We start from the raw sequence: 15,944 nt of genomic DNA, 5'->3' as shown, positions 1-15,944 counted from the left end.
ATGTAGGGTTATTATTGCAATCAAGAATGTTCCTAGACTTAAATTAGCCAAGTTCATCCTTTTTTTATTGCCAGGTTAATAATGTAATTATATTTAACAACTATGACATTATTTTTTGAAATGAAAAGATGTTAACGATTGTGGATTGTTTTTATTAAGATTTAATTAAAAACCTTATAGCGTTTATCATCATGGTATTTATTCCAAACAATATTTAAACGAGAAATATCTTACAGAATACAAAAAGCCGAACCTAAGTTCGGCTTTTAAAAAAAGATTATTTTTTCTTCGCATACTTCAGAGAATCAAGCGCTACCGCAAAGATAATAATTGACCCCTTAATAATATACTGCCAGTAGGGGTTAACACCAATGTAGGTCAGACCATAGTTGATTACAGTAAAAATAATAACCCCAGTCACCACGCCGATAACGGTTCCTACACCGCCGCTGAAGGATACGCCACCAACGACGCAGGCTGCGATAGCATCCAACTCATACATAAAGCCAAGGTTATTCGTTGCACTCCCGATACGCCCAGCTTCGAGCATCCCGCCAAATGCGTAGAACACGCCAGACAGTGCATACACCATAATCAAATTTAGCGGTACGTTTACCCCAGAAACTTTCGCCGCTTCAGGGTTACCACCAATAGCAAAGATATTTTTACCAAACCGCGTTTTGTTCCACAGTACCCAGACGAAAGCAACCGCGATCAGCGCATAGAAGGTGATATAAGAAAGTTTGAAATCCCCGAAGCGTAAAAAGCCTTGCGCAAAATTAGAGAAATTCGGCGCAAAACCCGCTACAGGAGAAGCCCCTACATAATCGTAATACAGTGAGTTAATACCGTACACGATAATCATGGTACCAAGGGTGGTAATAAACGGCGTAACGTTGAGATAGGCGATAATTAAACCGTTTACTAAACCAATCACCGCACCCACAGCACACACCACAAGAATAACTAATGGAATAGGCACAGTATCTAAATTTGGAAACACCTTATTAACGTTATCCATAGACTGCAACAGCGTTGCCGCAACCACGGCAGCCAAACCAACCTGACGCCCAGCAGATAAATCCGTACCCTGCGTCACAATCAGCCCTGCCACACCAAGCGCAATAATTATACGCACCGATGACTGAGTCAGAATATTACTCAGGTTCATTAGGCTTAAAAATGTTGGATCCTGAAAAATAATAATCGCTAGCAGCACTAACAAAACAACATAAATCCCGCCTTCTTTAAAATAAGTAAACAGGCTTTTTTTATTTAATACGCTCATATTCGAAACCCTTAAAATATCAGGTGCAACATTACCGATGCAGGATTTATAGATGCAAAGAAGCCAATCGCAGAATTTCATTCTGAGATGTTCTTTTAGTTTCAACGATACCGGCAACTTGGCCATTACTCATGACTAATATGCGATCGGTAATACCTAGCAGTTCAGGCATTTCTGATGAAATAATAATGATGCCCTTGCCTTTTTTCGCCAGCTCAGTCATCAATTGATAAATTTCAAATTTGGCTCCCACATCAATACCCCGAGTGGGTTCATCCAGCATCAGTATTTCGGGCTGAGTTAACAACCAACGACCAATAATCACCTTTTGCTGATTCCCCCCAGACAGGGAACCAATAGACGTATGATGCCCTGGCGTTTTTACCCGCATTGCATCAATAACCCACTGGGTATCGCTTTTCATTCGTCGATTATCCAGCAAGCCCACTTTATTTTTATACTTACGAATATTTGAAATAAGCGAGTTAAAACCAATATCAAGATAAGCATAAATACCGGTAGAGCGGCGTTCTTCAGTCACTAAAGCAAAACCATGGTTTATCGCTTCGTTCGCGCTATGGTTATTAATCGCTTTGCCATGCAAGCGGATCGTGCCTTTTACTTTTTCACGTATGCCAAACAGAGTTTCCACAATATCCGTTCGCTTCGCACCGACTAGCCCCGCAATACCTAAGATCTCACCTTCGTGCAAATCAAATGAAACATCACGGATTGAAGGCTGGCGAAGCGACGTCAGCTCGCGCACTTCTAAGATAACCTTACCCGGCGTATTAACCCGATCGGGAAAACGCTGGGTTAGTGAGCGCCCCACCATCATGGAAATGATTTGGTCCATACCCATACCATCTAAGGTTTGAGTCGCAATCCACTGACCATCACGCAGAATCGTTATTTCATCGCAGAGCTTAAAGATCTCTTCCATTTTATGGGAGATATAAACAATGCCGCATCCGCGATCTTTTAATTTACGGATAATCGTAAAAAGATGATTAACTTCTTTTTCTGTTAAAGAAGAAGTGGGCTCATCCATAATCACAATTTTGGCGTTATATGAAAATGCCTTAGCAATTTCAATCATCTGCATTTGGGATACAGATAATCCGGCCACTTTTTCGCGCGGATCGATATCAATATCGAGCTCATCGAATATCGCTTTAGTATCTTGATACATCTTATCTTGATCGACAAAAATCCCTTTCATCGGGTAACGACCAAGCCACATATTATCCATCACGTTACGCTGCAGAACTAAGTTTAGCTCTTGATGCACCATCGAAACGCCGTGTTCCAATGCTTCTTTGGCGCTCTTAAAATTGATCTCTTTTCCCTGAAAAAGAATACGTCCTGAATCTTTCTGGTAAATGCCAAACAAACATTTTAATAGTGTGGATTTACCCGCACCGTTCTCCCCCATTAATGCATGGATGGAGTGTGGTCGTACACGCAGATTGACATTATCCAGCGCTTTGACGCCAGGAAATGACTTATTGATATTATCCATTTCCAATAAAAACGCGTCATCGTCCTGTTTTATCGATGCGTTCTCTTGATTAGAAATCTGATCTTTTGCCAAAGAGCTGTCGGTCAACGAGTTACCCATCAAAGAGTTATCTGGCATAACATCCACCTGAAAATGACATAAAGAATAAGCCCGATAGCCTCTGGTTGAACCATCAATCAATATCGGGCTTAAAACTTAAAAGTTATTGTTATATAGGCTTAGGTGACGCTTATTTTTTAATAAACTGAGACAGATTGTCCTGATCGACGCCGACATACGGAACGCGAACAATTTTATTTTCAATTTTCCAGTTGGTGCCTTCACCCGCTGGCTTGCCTTCGGCGAGATTTTTGGTCAAATCGAAGGTGGCTTTCGCTTGGTTGCTGGCATCGTTCAATACGGTACCGGCCATTGCGCCTGATTTAACTAACGCCAGCGCTTCTGGCAGGGCATCGACGCCAAACACTGGAATAGCGGTTTTGTTATGCGCTTTCAGGGCTTCGACGGCGCCCATCGCCATAGCATCGTTGTTGGCGATAACCACTTCAATCTTGTTCGCATTTGGGCCAGACAACCATGCATCCATTTTATCTTTAGCCTGCGCGGTATCCCACATTGCGGTATCTAACTGCAATTGCTGAGTTTTAATACCTTGGTCGTTCAGGCTTTTCACCACGTAAGTTGTACGTGCTTCAGCATCTGGGTGGCCCGGCTCGCCTTTCAGCAGGACGAACTGAATCACGCCATCTTTGTTCAGATCCCAGTTAGGATTGGCTTTCCAGTGTTTACCGATCAGCTGACCCTGAATGATGCCAGACTCTTTGGAGTCGGTGCCCACGTAATACGCTTTGTCGTAGCTATCCAGCGCCTTACGAGAGGGTTCTTTGTTGAAGAACACGACCGGAACATCGTTTGCCTTCGCTTTATCAATAATCGTTGGAGCAGCAGCAGGATCGACGAGGTTAATTGCCAATCCTTTCACGCCACGCGCCATCAGCACGTCAACCTGATCGTTTTGCTTGGACTGATCGTTTTGTGAGTCATTCATCAACAATTTAACGCTGGGATCAGCCTTAGCATCGTTTTCTAACGCCTTACGTACCACGGACATAAAGTTGTCGTCGTACTTATAGATGGTGACCCCGATATTGGTGGTTGCCGCCTGTGCCGCGACGCCAAACATCATGCTGGCCGCCAAAGTTGCTAAGGTAAACGTCTTCTTATTCATGTGAAGCTCCGATTGGATGTAGGGTATTTCAGCATGGATGTCCGATTTTTCAGACGCCCTTGTTTATCGTTTCCACTATCGCTGCGGCAAGAAAACAAATACCAACGCGAACCGTTTAAAATACACATATCGTTTACATTTAGAATATCCCAGCCACTCTAGGTTTGACGCCCGAAAAACCTAGAGTATCAGGGCGATTTGCACGTATGACTGATATTTGTGATAGCGAAAACGCCACAAGAATAGACACGATTATGTTAATATTCTGTGAATGAACTCACAGATTGAAAACGGTTACATGGGCCAATCTGCTGACAAAGTGAGCTACACCACAATTATCGAGAACCCACGCTCCAGCGCTGCACTAAGGTAGGCATAAAACAGTGACCGTTGGGAGAAAGAGGCGTTTGATGAACGGACTTAAGCGCCAGCTCAGAGGCTAAAGTAGCCATAGAAACAATAGGATAACGGACGGTGGTCAGTTTAGGGCTGGTATAGCGTGCAATAGGGATATCGTCAAAACCCACGATAGAAAATTGTTCTGGAATAGAAATACCGTTTTCTTTCAACACGGCTAAAGCACCCGCAGCCATAGCGTCGTTATAGGCAAACACGGCACTCAACTGCTGATTGCGGCCAAGAAGTTCCACCATTGCGGCTTCCCCACCTTGTAGATCGGGCGAAGCATAGGCGCACCACGCTTTACCGATTTCGATCCCCGCTAATTGCATGGCGGTTTCATACCCTTTCTGCCGCATCATTTGGTCTTCAATCTGATGATTTGAACCCAAAAAGCCAATCCGACGATGGCCTTTGTCCAGCAACAACTGCGTGGCCATTTGCCCACCCGCCAAGTTATTCAGGCCCACACAGCGGTGCTCATAGCCTGGAACGATACGGTTGATCAACACCATACCCGGCACCTGCTGCATAAACGCCACCAGCTCATCGTCTGATAACATCTTTGCATGCACAATCAACGCATTGCAGCGCTGGCGTATCAGCATTTCTATCGCCTTTCGCTCTTTATCTGCATCGTGATAACTGTTGGCAATCAGCAGATTTTTGCGCTCGCGCTGGGCAACTTCATCAACGCCTTTAACTAACGCACCAAAGAACGGGTCAGAAACATCCATCACCACCACACCCAACATGTCGCTACTTTGCGTTGCTAACGCCTGCGCGTTGGCGTTCGGGCGGTAGCCGAGTTCAGCCACGGCGCTCTGCACCACGGCTTTCGTTTCCGGCGTGGTGATCGCCGTATTGTTCAAAACACGGGATACGGTAGCAACGGAAACACCCGCCAGCCGTGCAACATCACGAATAGTGATCATGCGCAACGCTCATGACGGCAAAGAAAAGCATAAAAATAAACACGGAATGGTGCAGGACAGCAAATGGCATTCATAGAGATCCCTGAGTCGAAAGCACGTACGTGATATGACCGCGCTATGCTACCCAGTTTTTCATCATTGCTGCGTGAAATATGTCACAGGAAAGAAAACGTTTTCATACATTTCGTTAACCTTTCACTTCAGCTCACGCTTTTAATTTGTGTTTCTCGCGTCAATATTCGCGTGAGGCGTCATTGCTCAACTTCTTGTTTGAGTACCCAGCGCCGTTAATTTACGCCATAACCACTCAACCGGCCCTTGCTTAAAGTGACGCAGCCAAAGTATCGAGAAAAGAACATTAATCAGCCATACTACCGGAACAACCCAGAGCAATGCCGTTCTTGACCAGTGATTAAACATGGCAAATTGATAAAACAGCGTGGTGCACAGCAGCGTTTGCAGCAAATAGTTCGTCAACGCCATGCGCCCAACCTGCCGCAGAGCGAAGGCAAGTTTAAGCCGTGAGATTTGTGGCCAGAATGCATAGATCAGCGAAACATAACCGATCATCATGAGTGGCGCAGTCAGTTCGGCAGGCACCTGAAGCAAATAGCCACTAACGTGATATTCCCAACCGTTTTGCCACTGCGCTAAGGTGGTCGGCACCTGAATGCCTAATCCCACCACCAGCGACCAAAGCGCGGTTCGCCGATAATGTCGCTGGCTGAAACTACCGCTTAGCCAGCCGCTGCGCATTAACGCAGCGCCGGTCAGCATCAGCCCTGCGAGCTGCCAGCCATACTGCACCGCGAGCGCCATCAGATTTGCGCTGAGCAAATCACTGCGATTACGCCATGCTTCCCAACCACCGTGTATTTTCCAAATGCCTTCGTACTGAATGGCGGCATATCCCGGCAGCCAAAATGCACTCGGCTCTGGCCCTGCAATCAACCCCAGCAGTAGCAGCAGCCCTAATCCAATGACATACAGCACCAGACCGGTGCGCAACAGCTGTAGCGTTGAAGAAGCATCGCGGATCATTCGCCAACTGATTAATCCAATCAGGCCGTAGGCCAATAAAATGTCACCGTCCCAAAAGAAAATGGCATGGATGAGTCCGAATAAAACCAGCCAAGATAAACGCGCACGCAGCCAGTGTTTACCTTTGGGCAACAATAGCTGAAGCCCTGCCCCAAACAGCAGCGCAAACATGGCTAAAAATTTGCCTTGTACGAAGACATGTAACAGACCCCACGTCAGCGTATCTGCGCCATCAGGTAGTCCGTTATAGGCAGGATTGAGATAGGCCGCTTTGGGTAAACCAAAACCGGTGATGTTCATTAAAAGAATACAAAGAATCGCCAGCCCGCGTACAAAATCCAGTGTACCAATGCGCGTTTTCAGCATGGCAGGTTTTGTCACCGCTTCCGGTTGAGAGTTTGGCAAACGCTGCAGCATAACGGCGATCCCTATAGACAGTACTTTAACTATACCCAAAATAATTCAAGTTGCTTGAAGGCGGCAACCCTGCTCACCCCAGCAGCTTACTCCAGTAAGTGACTGGGGTGAGCGGGTGCAGCCAACGCGTAAGCAGCTTGAAGTATGACGGGGATATACAAAAACGCCGGCACATGGCCGGCGCTGTATCACTTCGAGTCAATCACCCGATTATTCACGCTCAACTAGCCGTGATGGCGTACCGCGCGCAAAAACTCCTGACGAGTATTTTGGCTCGATTTAAACAACCCGCCGAGCGAGGTTGTGGTCGTCGCACTGGTCGCATCACGCACACCGCGGGCTTTCACGCAGTAATGCGTGGCATCGATAGATACCGCAACGTTGTTGGTTCCCAATAGAGTTTGCAGCGCAACCAAAATTTGCTGGGTCAAACGCTCTTGTACCTGCGGACGCTGCGCAAAGAATTGCACGATGCGATTAATTTTCGACAGGCCAATCACACAGTCTTTAGGAATATAGGCCACCGTGGCTTTGCCATCGATGGTCACAAAATGGTGCTCACAGGTGCTGGTTAGCGTGATATCTCGCACCGTGACCATCTCATCAACCTTCATCTTATTTTCAATGACGGTAATTTTTGGAAAATTCGCATAATCCAAGCCCGAGAAAATCTCATCAACGTACATTTTGGCAATACGGTGCGGCGTTTCCGCCAAGCTATCGTCAGATAAATCAAGATTGAGCAACTGCATGATTTCCGTCATGTGCTCTTTGATGCGCTGTTTACGTATTTCACGATCTAACACTTCCCCTCGCAGGGGAGTTTCTAGGCCACGAGCCTCTAGCGCCGTATGAACCAAAACTGCTTCTTTGCTTAGCGATGACATCAATTCTCTCCTGCAGGTAATCTTAATTCTGAGCACAACTTGATGGTGATCACATCAGAATTTTGTCATCACTTTAGTGGAGTGCGGACGCTTTATCCAGTGATACTCTTTCAGCTATACATGAAAAACCGTCATTTGTTTAATGCATATAAAATGTGCGGTTATCCATCAGAGCGCTCTGTTTGTGGGCTGAGCACGGGCTGCGTGCGAAAAACCAAACCACCGGCAACGAGCAAACCTATTGCAGCAATATACAACGCGGGCTCTAAACGATGCGTTAGCGCCGTTGAAATAGCCGAAAGCATAGGGCCAACTAATTGGCCAACGGCGTAACCGGTGGTCAGCAACCCTGCCATATAACGAATGTGCGAAGGCGCTAACTCGCGGCCATATTGCAGCGAAAGTTGAACAACACATAAGAACCCACCGCCGGTGAGCAATGCACCGAATACCAATCCGCTGACTCCAGGGATCGTTTCCGTGAACACAATGCCTAATGCTTGGATCCACAGTACGATCGCTAAGCGTTGCTGAGTCAGCAGCCAGCGGCGCGTCAGAATCCCCAAACCAATCCCCACCACCGCGGCAAAACCAAATACGGGCCAAACAAACTGGGCAAAGAGGCTATCGGGAAAACGGGCATGAGCCATTTGTGATAAAAACGTCGCAGGTAAGATATAGCCGAATCCGGCCAGACTGTAGCTCCACACCAATCGTTTGAGTGCGGGCGTTAATACCAAAGGCTGGGCAGGCACGTCAGGGCGATGAAGCTCCCCTGCTCTTGGTAAGAAGCGGGCGATAAAACCAATCAGCACCAGCGCTAGCACACCGTAAACCAGCCACGCCTGAGCCGCATCGAGATTAAGCGCGCTAATTCCGACCGATAGCATCCCACTGATAAAAATACCGGCCCCAGGACCGGCAAACACCGCGGCAGCAAGATTGGGTTTTCCGAAATGAGCCAAACGTTCATTCGTCCATGCGGCCACCAGCACCATTGCCCATCCGCTCGCCCAGCCAACCATAAAGCGGATTAAGCTATGCCACCAAAAACCGCTGACACAGGCTGAAAGCAGAGTTAAAAACACCGCTCCCCAAAGTCCAAGCTGCAATCGCCGCTCAACCTGTCTGCTCGCCCGCATCGCGTCAAAAGCACCGGCCAAATAGCCCAAATAGTTCAGCGCGGCCACAATCCCCGCGCCGGTCAGTGAAAACTGATGCTCTGCAATCATCAACGGAACCTGAGGCGTGAACGCAAACCGCCCAATTCCCATTGCCACAACTAAGGCTAAAAAGCCGCTTAATGCGATACGCACTGCCATTGCAGGATCTCCATCCCTATCACGCTTGATGATAGATAATTGTTAAATAATTTGTTGTTATATTGCCTTGCCAAACAACTCTCAAAAAGTGAATAATGATAATCAAGTTATTCACGTTAAGAGAATGAATATGGATCTTACCCAACTGCGCATGTTCTGTAGCGTAGCTGAAACTGGCTCGGTTGCTCGTGCAGCGGAGCTACTTCATCGCGTTCCTTCCAACCTGACCACCCGTTTGCGTCAGCTAGAGCAGGAGCTGGGCACCGATCTGTTCATTCGAGAAAAACAGCGCTTACGCCTTTCACCGATGGGACATAACTTCCTCAACTATGCCAAACGAATTCTGGCGCTCAGCGACGAAGCAATGAGCATCACGCATGCCGGAGAACCGGCAGGCAGCTTTGCGTTAGGCTCAATGGAAAGCACCGCCGCAACGCGTTTGCCGGTGTTATTGGCGGCCTATCACCAAAGTTATCCTCAGGTGGCACTCTCGTTGGTGACGGGGACTTCGGGAGAGATAACCGAAAAAGTACGCGCGGGAACGCTGGCTGCGGGGTTAGTCGACGGGCCACTCAATCATGATGAGCTGAATGGCTGTATCGCTTTTCGTGAAGAGATGGTGGTGATTTCTAGCCTTGAGCATCCACCGATTACCCGCGCTAAAGACGCCGCTAATCAAACACTGTTTGCCTTTCGACCTAGCTGCTCGTATCGGCTGCGTTTTGAATCGTGGTTTCAGCAAGATGGTGCCGTTCCCGGCGCGATTATGGAAATTCAGTCTTATCACGCCATGTTAGCCTGCGCCGCCAGCGGTGCCGGTATTGCGATGATCCCGCGCTCGGTGTTATCTCTTTTACCCGGTCATGAACGTGTGGCCGTACACGCATTGCCTGACGATATCGCCCAAACTGCAACGTGGCTTATCTGGCGACGCGATGCGTTTAATCCCAATATTCGTGCGCTTAAAATGCAAATCATTGAGCAAGAGCGCGCACAAGAGCGCATAGAAGAACAGCCAGATACTATCGATATTCCCGCGTCAGAGCACGCCATCGTCTTACATCAAAAAGAACCAGGAGCACACCATGCAAATGATTAAAACTCGCGCCGCCGTCGCTTGGGGGCCAAATCAACCATTAACCATCGAAGAAGTTGATTTGATGCCGCCACAAAAAGGCGAGGTTTTGGTTCGCATTGTCGCCAGCGGGGTGTGCCACACCGACGCATATACCCTGTCAGGGAAAGATCCTGAAGGCGTATTCCCAGCGATCTTGGGCCACGAAGGCGCGGGCATCGTTGAGGCCGTGGGTGAAGGCGTGACCACCGTCGCCGTGGGCGATCATGTGATCCCGCTATATACGCCAGAATGTGGCAAATGTAAGTTCTGTCTGTCAGGCAAAACCAATCTGTGCCAAGCCATTCGTGAAACCCAGGGCAAAGGCTTGATGCCAGACGGCACAACGCGTTTCTCTAAAGACGGTAAGCCAATTTTCCACTACATGGGTACATCTACGTTCTCTGAATACACCGTTGTGCCAGAAATTTCCTTAGCGAAAATCAGCAAGGAAGCCCCGCTGGAAGAAGTTTGCCTGCTGGGCTGTGGCGTAACCACCGGTATGGGCGCCGTGGTCAACACCGCTAAAGTTAAGCCGGGCGACAGCGTAGCGATTTTTGGTCTGGGCGGTATCGGTCTGTCTGCCATTATTGGTGCCAAAATGGCGGGCGCGGGACGTATCATCGGTGTCGATATCAATACTGACAAATTTGAACTGGCGCGCAAGTTAGGCGCAACCGATGTCATTAATCCAAAAGATTACGATAAGCCAATTCAGCAAGTTATCGTCGAACTGACCGATGGCGGCGTCGATTTTTCCTTTGAATGTATCGGCAACGTAGACGTGATGCGCTCAGCGCTTGAATGCTGCCATAAAGGCTGGGGCGAGTCGGTTATTATCGGCGTGGCTGGCGCGGGCGAAGAGATCTCCACCCGTCCATTCCAACTGGTGACCGGTCGCGTATGGCGCGGTTCCGCATTCGGTGGCGTTAAAGGCCGCACCCAATTGCCGGGTATCGTACAGCGCTACATGGACGGCGAGTTTGCCCTCAACGATTTCATTACCCACACTATGAGCTTGGATGAAATTAACGAAGCCTTTGATCTTATGCATGAAGGTAAGTCGATTCGTACCGTTATTCACTTTGACCGCTAGTCAAAACGAATAACGAACATACCTAAATAATGGGCGCAGAAGATTTAATCATCGCGCCTATTATCTCGGATAGGAGAACGTCGTGGATTCACTGGAACTGTTAGAAGAGCATCGTCTGTTCACTGGCTGGCAGCAGCGCTACCGCCACGCATCTGATGCACTCAACTGTCTGATGACATTTAGCATCTATTTGCCTCCCACAGCCGACGATGCACCGCCGCCGGTACTCTATTGGCTGTCAGGCTTAACCTGCAATGACGAAAATTTCTCCACCAAGGCTGGCGCGCAGCGCGTTGCGTCCGAGCTAGGTTTAGCGTTAGTGATCCCAGATACCAGCCCGCGCGGCGATACAGTGCCCAATGATGCGGGCTACGATCTGGGACAAGGCGCCGGTTTTTATCTGAACGCCACGCAGGCTCCGTGGAATAGCCATTATCGAATGGATGATTACATCACGCAGGAGCTGCCAGCGCTTATTCGCGAGCATTTCAACGTCAGTGAAAAGCAGTCCATCAGTGGTCATTCGATGGGGGGACATGGTGCGCTAACGCTGGCATTACGTAATCCACATCAGTATTTATCGGTGTCTGCCTTTGCGCCTATCGTTAACCCAACGCAGGTACCTTGGGGGCGCAAAGCCTTCGCGGCCTATTTGGGCGACGATCGCTCTCTTTGGCAGAGCTATGACAGCTGTTGTCTGATTGCGCAGCAAAAGCCTACGTTCCCGATCCTCATCGATCAGGGCGATGACGATCAGTTTTTAGCGGATCAATTACAACCCGCCAAACTTGCCGAGTTGGCTCGTCAGAACGAATGGTCACTGCGCTTACGTATCCAGCCGGGTTATGATCATAGCTACTTTACTATCGCGACATTTATTGAAGATCACCTGCGCTTCCATGCCGAACACCTTGGCTTAGCGTAATATCGATGAGATTTCATTCACGCTGAATTTCATGGCCGCACCTGCGGCCATTTTTTATGATGCCTATCGAACTCACCCTCTGAACCTGCGCACATGGGCAATAAGCGGGTTACGCAAGCATTCTCCCCTTCTCCGATTTCTGCCATAATAGCCGCATTATTTATTCCCTCCTGAGCTGAGATCGGCTGTCGGGAACCCTGTACGGAGCCAACCGATGGATTGTTACAACACATCTGATTTGATTTCTATTGAGCAAGCGCTGGAAAAATTACTTTCACAAACATCAGCCATTTCCGATGTGGAAGACGTTGCGCTGACCGATGCCGCTGGCCGTATCACTGCTCTTCCCGTTATTTCTCCGTTAAATGTTCCTCCATTTGCTAACTCAGCCATGGACGGATACGCCGTTCGTTTGCAAGACATCACACCAGACGCCGTACTTCCTGTTGCTGGCAAAGCATTTGCAGGCAGCCCGTTCAGCGGTGAATGGCCAGCAGGCAGCGTCATTCGTATTATGACCGGCGCGTCCGTACCAGCAGGAACCGATGCGGTTATCATGCAAGAGCAGGCTGAACTCAGCGAACAAGGCGTGCGTTTTACGGCGATGCCAGCGCAAGGACAAAATATCCGTTTGGCCGGTGAAGATATTCGCCAAGGCGCTGAAGTATTAGCCGCAGGGGTTCGTTTAGGCACGGCGGAACTTCCTCTGTTAGCGTCTTTAGGCATTGCTCAAATTAAAGTTGTGCGCAAATTGAAAGTCGCTCTGTTTTCAACCGGCGATGAGCTACAGCCGGTAGGCACGCCTTTGCAAGAAGGGCAGATTTACGACACGAACCGTTTTGCCGTACGTTTAATGCTTGAGCAAATGCACTGCGAGATTATTGATTTAGGCATTATCCGCGACGATCCACAGGCGCTGCGCGAGGCCTTTAAGGCAGGCGATCTGCATGCTGATCTATTGATTAGCAGCGGCGGCGTTTCCGTTGGCGAAGCCGATTTCACCAAACAAATTTTAGATGAAGTTGGGAAAATCAGTTTCTGGAAACTGGCCATGAAGCCGGGTAAACCATTCGCTTTTGGTCAGCTTAATCGCGCGTTGTTCTGCGGCCTGCCGGGCAACCCTGTTTCAGCCGTGGTGACGTTCTATCAGCTGGTGCAACCGCTGATTGCCCATCTTTCTGGCGATACCCACTGGCAGCCACCGGCACGTTTAAAAGCCAAGGCGATGACTCCGCTGAAAAAATCACCGGGTCGTTTAGATTTCCAGCGCGGCATCGTGAGTGCGAATGCTCAGGGCGAACTAGAAGTGCGCACCACAGGCCATCAAGGTTCACACGTCTTCAGCTCATTTACCCTCGGCAATGCTTTTATTGTTTTAGAGCGCGAGCGCGGCTCGGTTAAAGCCGGTGAGTTAGTCGATGTAGAATTGTTTAATCCGCTGTTGAGATTTTAAACATGAGCAAAGAGATACCCGAAGAGCTTAGCGATGCTGAGATGATGCGATATAACCGCCAGATCGTGCTGCGCGGTTTTGATTTCGACGGTCAGGAAAAGCTAAAAGCCTCGCATGCGCTGATTATTGGGTTGGGTGGTTTAGGCTGCCCAGCCAGCCAATATCTCGCTGCGGCAGGGGTAGGAACCTTGACGCTTGTCGACTTTGATACGGTATCTCTTTCTAATTTACAGCGCCAAATCTTGCACTGCGATGCGCGCATCGGGATGGCAAAAGTCGAGTCTGCGCGTTTATCGCTCCAAGAGATTAACCCTCACACCCAGTTGCATACCGTAAATGCCGTGCTAGAGGACGCCGAGCTCACCACGCTTATCGAGCAGGCTGACGTGGTTCTCGACTGCACGGATAACGTCGATATTCGCGATCGTCTTAATCGCTTATGCTTCAATCTGCATACGCCTTTAGTGTCCGGTGCCGCTATCCGCATGGAAGGGCAAGTTAGCGTATTTACCTATCAAGAAGACGAGCCTTGCTATCGTTGTTTAAGCCGCTTATTTGGCGCTAACGCCCTCACCTGCGTGGAAGCGGGTGTTATGTCACCGTTGGTCGGAATTATCGGTGCCATGCAAGCGATGGAAGCCATTAAGTTATTGGCACATTTCGGCACGGTTCCCCGTGGGCGGCTGATGATGTACGACGCAATGAGTTCGCAGTGGCGTTCAATGACGCTGGCTAAAAATCCTTCCTGCGAAGTGTGCAGTCACCCATAATCGCTCTGGTCTGTGCTCCTATCTGTTGCGTAAATGTTGAATAACATCAGAGTAAAACGTTATGGTGGCTGAATAACGTTTTACTCTTCGAATTCGTTTTCACTCATATTTACATCATCTTTTGGAGCCGCCTGCCCATGCTTAAACTCTCCGCGCTGGATCATTTAGTTCTCACCGTGGCTAATATCGACAAATCCGTCCAGTTTTATCAGCAGGTTCTGGGGATGGGGGTTGAAACCTTTGGCAGCGAAGGCCGTACGGCGCTTACGTTTGGTGAGCAAAAAATCAATCTTCACGCGGCCAAATCGCCTTTTCGCCCTTATGCTAAACATCCAACACCAGGCAGCGCCGATCTCTGCTTTATCACGGTTCAGCCGCTGCAAGAGGTTGTTTTATGGGTGATTGGCTGCGGCGTCGAGATTATTGAAGGGCCGGTAACTCGCACGGGTGCCAGCGGAAAAATTAGCTCTATTTATTTGCGTGACCCCGACGGCAATCTGATTGAAATCGCCAATCGTCTTTAAGCGACTCAATAATGACCGCTCAGGGCTGTGAATTCCTACCGCATAGCCCATTCAGTCCTCCTTCTCTTTCTAGCCTGGTGTATTATCAATTAAGACACGTTTGCATCACTGCTCGTCACGATAGAATTATGCCTGTTAACAATTAACGCTAGGCGTATTTTGGCTAAATCATACCGCAACAAGGAGCATGAATGCGGCCTCCAGAGACTTTACTCGCTGCTGCAACGCTACTCGCCGTTGTGTTATTGCCTTCCGGCGCGATAGCGGCTCCACCGATTATCGGTAATTCACACATTGTGCGCTCCAACAATATTATCTTGATGGAAGGCGATATCGTTGGCCCAGCCAAAAGCTATCATCAGTATGTTATCGGACCTGAAAGCCAAGATACGCTGCGTGATATCAGCATCGAGTTTGCTCGTAATGGGCAAATCGAGGCTGCCGGTCAAAGCTACGGCCCCAACCCTGTTTGGGAAAGTCGCTTAGTGCTGGATGATATCGGTTGGATGAGCCGCAGCGTGGTAGCCGTTCAAACCGGCCATGAGCAAGATATTTCACAGCTCATCAGCGCCTATAAAACGGATGAGCGTGGCCGAATTGTAAAAGTGACCGAAGTCGAAGCTGGCGACAACACGATTGGCATTACTAATCAGTACTATTTTTATACGCCTGACGATCAGGTACGCTTTTACGTTGCCGTTGGCCGTAATCCGGGATTTGGTATGTATCTGTATCGTCCTGATGGGCGATTAGAGAAAGTGGTGAAAAACGATAATGACACCCTTTCAACCTTTACCGATAACGGAAAAGATCTCAGCTCTACCACCAAAACGCCTCATGTTACCTATATCACCGAGTGTCAAAAATGGGATAACAGCGGGAACTGCATACTGTCTGAGAAGCAGGAAATCATCAGCTTTGACTATCAAGGCGAGCTAAAAAGCATCACGTCACGCTTTATGCTGCAACAAGACATCTTGTACTACCCGCCCCACCGCGCTGCCCATCCTTAATCGCGAGATA

At 48.7% G+C, this 15,944-nt stretch carries 14 protein-coding genes; 7 read left to right on the top strand and 7 right to left on the bottom strand.

Annotated features, from left to right (window positions below):
• Positions 1 to 277: 277 nt before the first annotated feature.
• The 7 genes from mglC to CPY98_RS06655 all read right to left on the bottom strand — a co-directional run bounded on the left by mglC (position 278) and on the right by CPY98_RS06655 (position 9,039).
• Positions 278 to 1,288: a galactose/methyl galactoside ABC transporter permease MglC gene (mglC, locus tag CPY98_RS06685; RefSeq protein ID WP_040045795.1), complete on the bottom strand. Its 1,011-nt coding sequence runs from the start codon at positions 1,286 to 1,288 to the stop codon at positions 278 to 280.
• A 46-nt stretch (positions 1,289 to 1,334) separates the two neighbouring features.
• On the bottom strand, positions 1,335 to 2,927 hold the full coding sequence (gene mglA / locus CPY98_RS06680; protein WP_025800812.1) for a galactose/methyl galactoside ABC transporter ATP-binding protein MglA: 1,593 nt from the start codon (positions 2,925 to 2,927) through the stop codon (positions 1,335 to 1,337).
• Between the two features lie 112 nt (positions 2,928 to 3,039).
• On the bottom strand, positions 3,040 to 4,038 hold the full coding sequence (gene mglB, locus CPY98_RS06675) for a galactose/glucose ABC transporter substrate-binding protein MglB (RefSeq protein WP_043492057.1): 999 nt from the start codon (positions 4,036 to 4,038) through the stop codon (positions 3,040 to 3,042).
• A 335-nt stretch (positions 4,039 to 4,373) separates the two neighbouring features.
• Positions 4,374 to 5,372: an HTH-type transcriptional regulator GalS gene (gene galS, locus CPY98_RS06670; RefSeq protein WP_096386907.1), complete on the bottom strand. Its 999-nt coding sequence runs from the start codon at positions 5,370 to 5,372 to the stop codon at positions 4,374 to 4,376.
• Between the two features lie 258 nt (positions 5,373 to 5,630).
• Positions 5,631 to 6,830 (bottom strand): DUF418 domain-containing protein YeiB, encoded by a 1,200-nt coding sequence (gene yeiB / locus CPY98_RS06665; RefSeq protein ID WP_096386904.1) that lies wholly within the window; start codon positions 6,828 to 6,830, stop codon positions 5,631 to 5,633.
• Positions 6,831 to 7,054: 224 nt separating this feature from the next.
• Positions 7,055 to 7,717 (bottom strand): GTP cyclohydrolase I FolE, encoded by a 663-nt coding sequence (gene folE, locus CPY98_RS06660; protein WP_025800810.1) that lies wholly within the window; start codon positions 7,715 to 7,717, stop codon positions 7,055 to 7,057.
• Positions 7,718 to 7,878: 161 nt separating this feature from the next.
• Complete coding sequence (locus tag CPY98_RS06655) at positions 7,879 to 9,039, bottom strand: YbfB/YjiJ family MFS transporter (RefSeq protein ID WP_046449831.1); 1,161 nt, start codon at positions 9,037 to 9,039, stop codon at positions 7,879 to 7,881.
• A gap of 130 nt (positions 9,040 to 9,169) precedes the next feature.
• Between CPY98_RS06655 and CPY98_RS06650 the strand changes: the two genes are divergently transcribed.
• From CPY98_RS06650 to CPY98_RS06620, 7 genes are all read left to right on the top strand, one after another.
• Positions 9,170 to 10,138, top strand: coding sequence for a LysR family transcriptional regulator (locus CPY98_RS06650; RefSeq protein ID WP_096386900.1), 969 nt, complete (start codon positions 9,170 to 9,172; stop codon positions 10,136 to 10,138).
• The gene (locus CPY98_RS06645) at positions 10,125 to 11,249 is read left to right on the top strand and encodes an S-(hydroxymethyl)glutathione dehydrogenase/class III alcohol dehydrogenase (RefSeq protein WP_046449830.1); all 1,125 of its coding nucleotides are present in this window, start codon (positions 10,125 to 10,127) and stop codon (positions 11,247 to 11,249) included. Before CPY98_RS06650 ends, CPY98_RS06645 begins: the two co-directional genes overlap by 14 nt.
• 82 nt (positions 11,250 to 11,331) lie before the next feature.
• Positions 11,332 to 12,174, top strand: coding sequence for an S-formylglutathione hydrolase (gene fghA / locus CPY98_RS06640; protein WP_096386897.1), 843 nt, complete (start codon positions 11,332 to 11,334; stop codon positions 12,172 to 12,174).
• Between the two features lie 214 nt (positions 12,175 to 12,388).
• Positions 12,389 to 13,627, top strand: coding sequence for a molybdopterin molybdotransferase MoeA (gene moeA / locus CPY98_RS06635; RefSeq protein WP_096386894.1), 1,239 nt, complete (start codon positions 12,389 to 12,391; stop codon positions 13,625 to 13,627).
• A 2-nt stretch (positions 13,628 to 13,629) separates the two neighbouring features.
• Positions 13,630 to 14,397, top strand: a complete 768-nt coding sequence (gene moeB, locus CPY98_RS06630) for a molybdopterin-synthase adenylyltransferase MoeB (RefSeq protein ID WP_096386891.1) — start codon at positions 13,630 to 13,632, stop codon at positions 14,395 to 14,397.
• Positions 14,398 to 14,534: 137 nt separating this feature from the next.
• Positions 14,535 to 14,921: a VOC family protein gene (locus CPY98_RS06625; RefSeq protein ID WP_096386888.1), complete on the top strand. Its 387-nt coding sequence runs from the start codon at positions 14,535 to 14,537 to the stop codon at positions 14,919 to 14,921.
• A gap of 191 nt (positions 14,922 to 15,112) precedes the next feature.
• Entirely contained in the window at positions 15,113 to 15,934 is an 822-nt protein-coding gene (locus CPY98_RS06620) for a hypothetical protein (RefSeq protein ID WP_052959258.1), read from the top strand.
• The last annotated feature ends 10 nt before the right edge of the window (positions 15,935 to 15,944 follow it).

This window comes from Hafnia sp. CBA7124 (assembly GCF_002355555.1).
GTDB classification, from domain to species: Bacteria; Pseudomonadota; Gammaproteobacteria; order Enterobacterales; family Enterobacteriaceae; genus Hafnia; species Hafnia alvei.
This window is presented reverse-complemented; position numbering and strand designations above follow the sequence as displayed.

Coding starts and splice junctions, on each gene's coding strand:
- mglC (WP_040045795.1), bottom strand. CDS start 1,288: ATGAGCGTATTAAATAAAAAAAGCCTGTTTACTTATTTTAAAGAAGGC.
- mglA (WP_025800812.1), bottom strand. CDS start 2,927: ATGCCAGATAACTCTTTGATGGGTAACTCGTTGACCGACAGCTCTTTG.
- mglB (WP_043492057.1), bottom strand. CDS start 4,038: ATGAATAAGAAGACGTTTACCTTAGCAACTTTGGCGGCCAGCATGATG.
- galS (WP_096386907.1), bottom strand. CDS start 5,372: ATGATCACTATTCGTGATGTTGCACGGCTGGCGGGTGTTTCCGTTGCT.
- yeiB (WP_096386904.1), bottom strand. CDS start 6,830: ATGCTGCAGCGTTTGCCAAACTCTCAACCGGAAGCGGTGACAAAACCT.
- folE (WP_025800810.1), bottom strand. CDS start 7,717: ATGTCATCGCTAAGCAAAGAAGCAGTTTTGGTTCATACGGCGCTAGAG.
- CPY98_RS06655 (WP_046449831.1), bottom strand. CDS start 9,039: ATGGCAGTGCGTATCGCATTAAGCGGCTTTTTAGCCTTAGTTGTGGCA.
- CPY98_RS06650 (WP_096386900.1), top strand. CDS start 9,170: ATGGATCTTACCCAACTGCGCATGTTCTGTAGCGTAGCTGAAACTGGC.
- CPY98_RS06645 (WP_046449830.1), top strand. CDS start 10,125: ATGCAAATGATTAAAACTCGCGCCGCCGTCGCTTGGGGGCCAAATCAA.
- moeA (WP_096386894.1), top strand. CDS start 12,389: ATGGATTGTTACAACACATCTGATTTGATTTCTATTGAGCAAGCGCTG.
- moeB (WP_096386891.1), top strand. CDS start 13,630: ATGAGCAAAGAGATACCCGAAGAGCTTAGCGATGCTGAGATGATGCGA.
- CPY98_RS06625 (WP_096386888.1), top strand. CDS start 14,535: ATGCTTAAACTCTCCGCGCTGGATCATTTAGTTCTCACCGTGGCTAAT.
- CPY98_RS06620 (WP_052959258.1), top strand. CDS start 15,113: ATGCGGCCTCCAGAGACTTTACTCGCTGCTGCAACGCTACTCGCCGTT.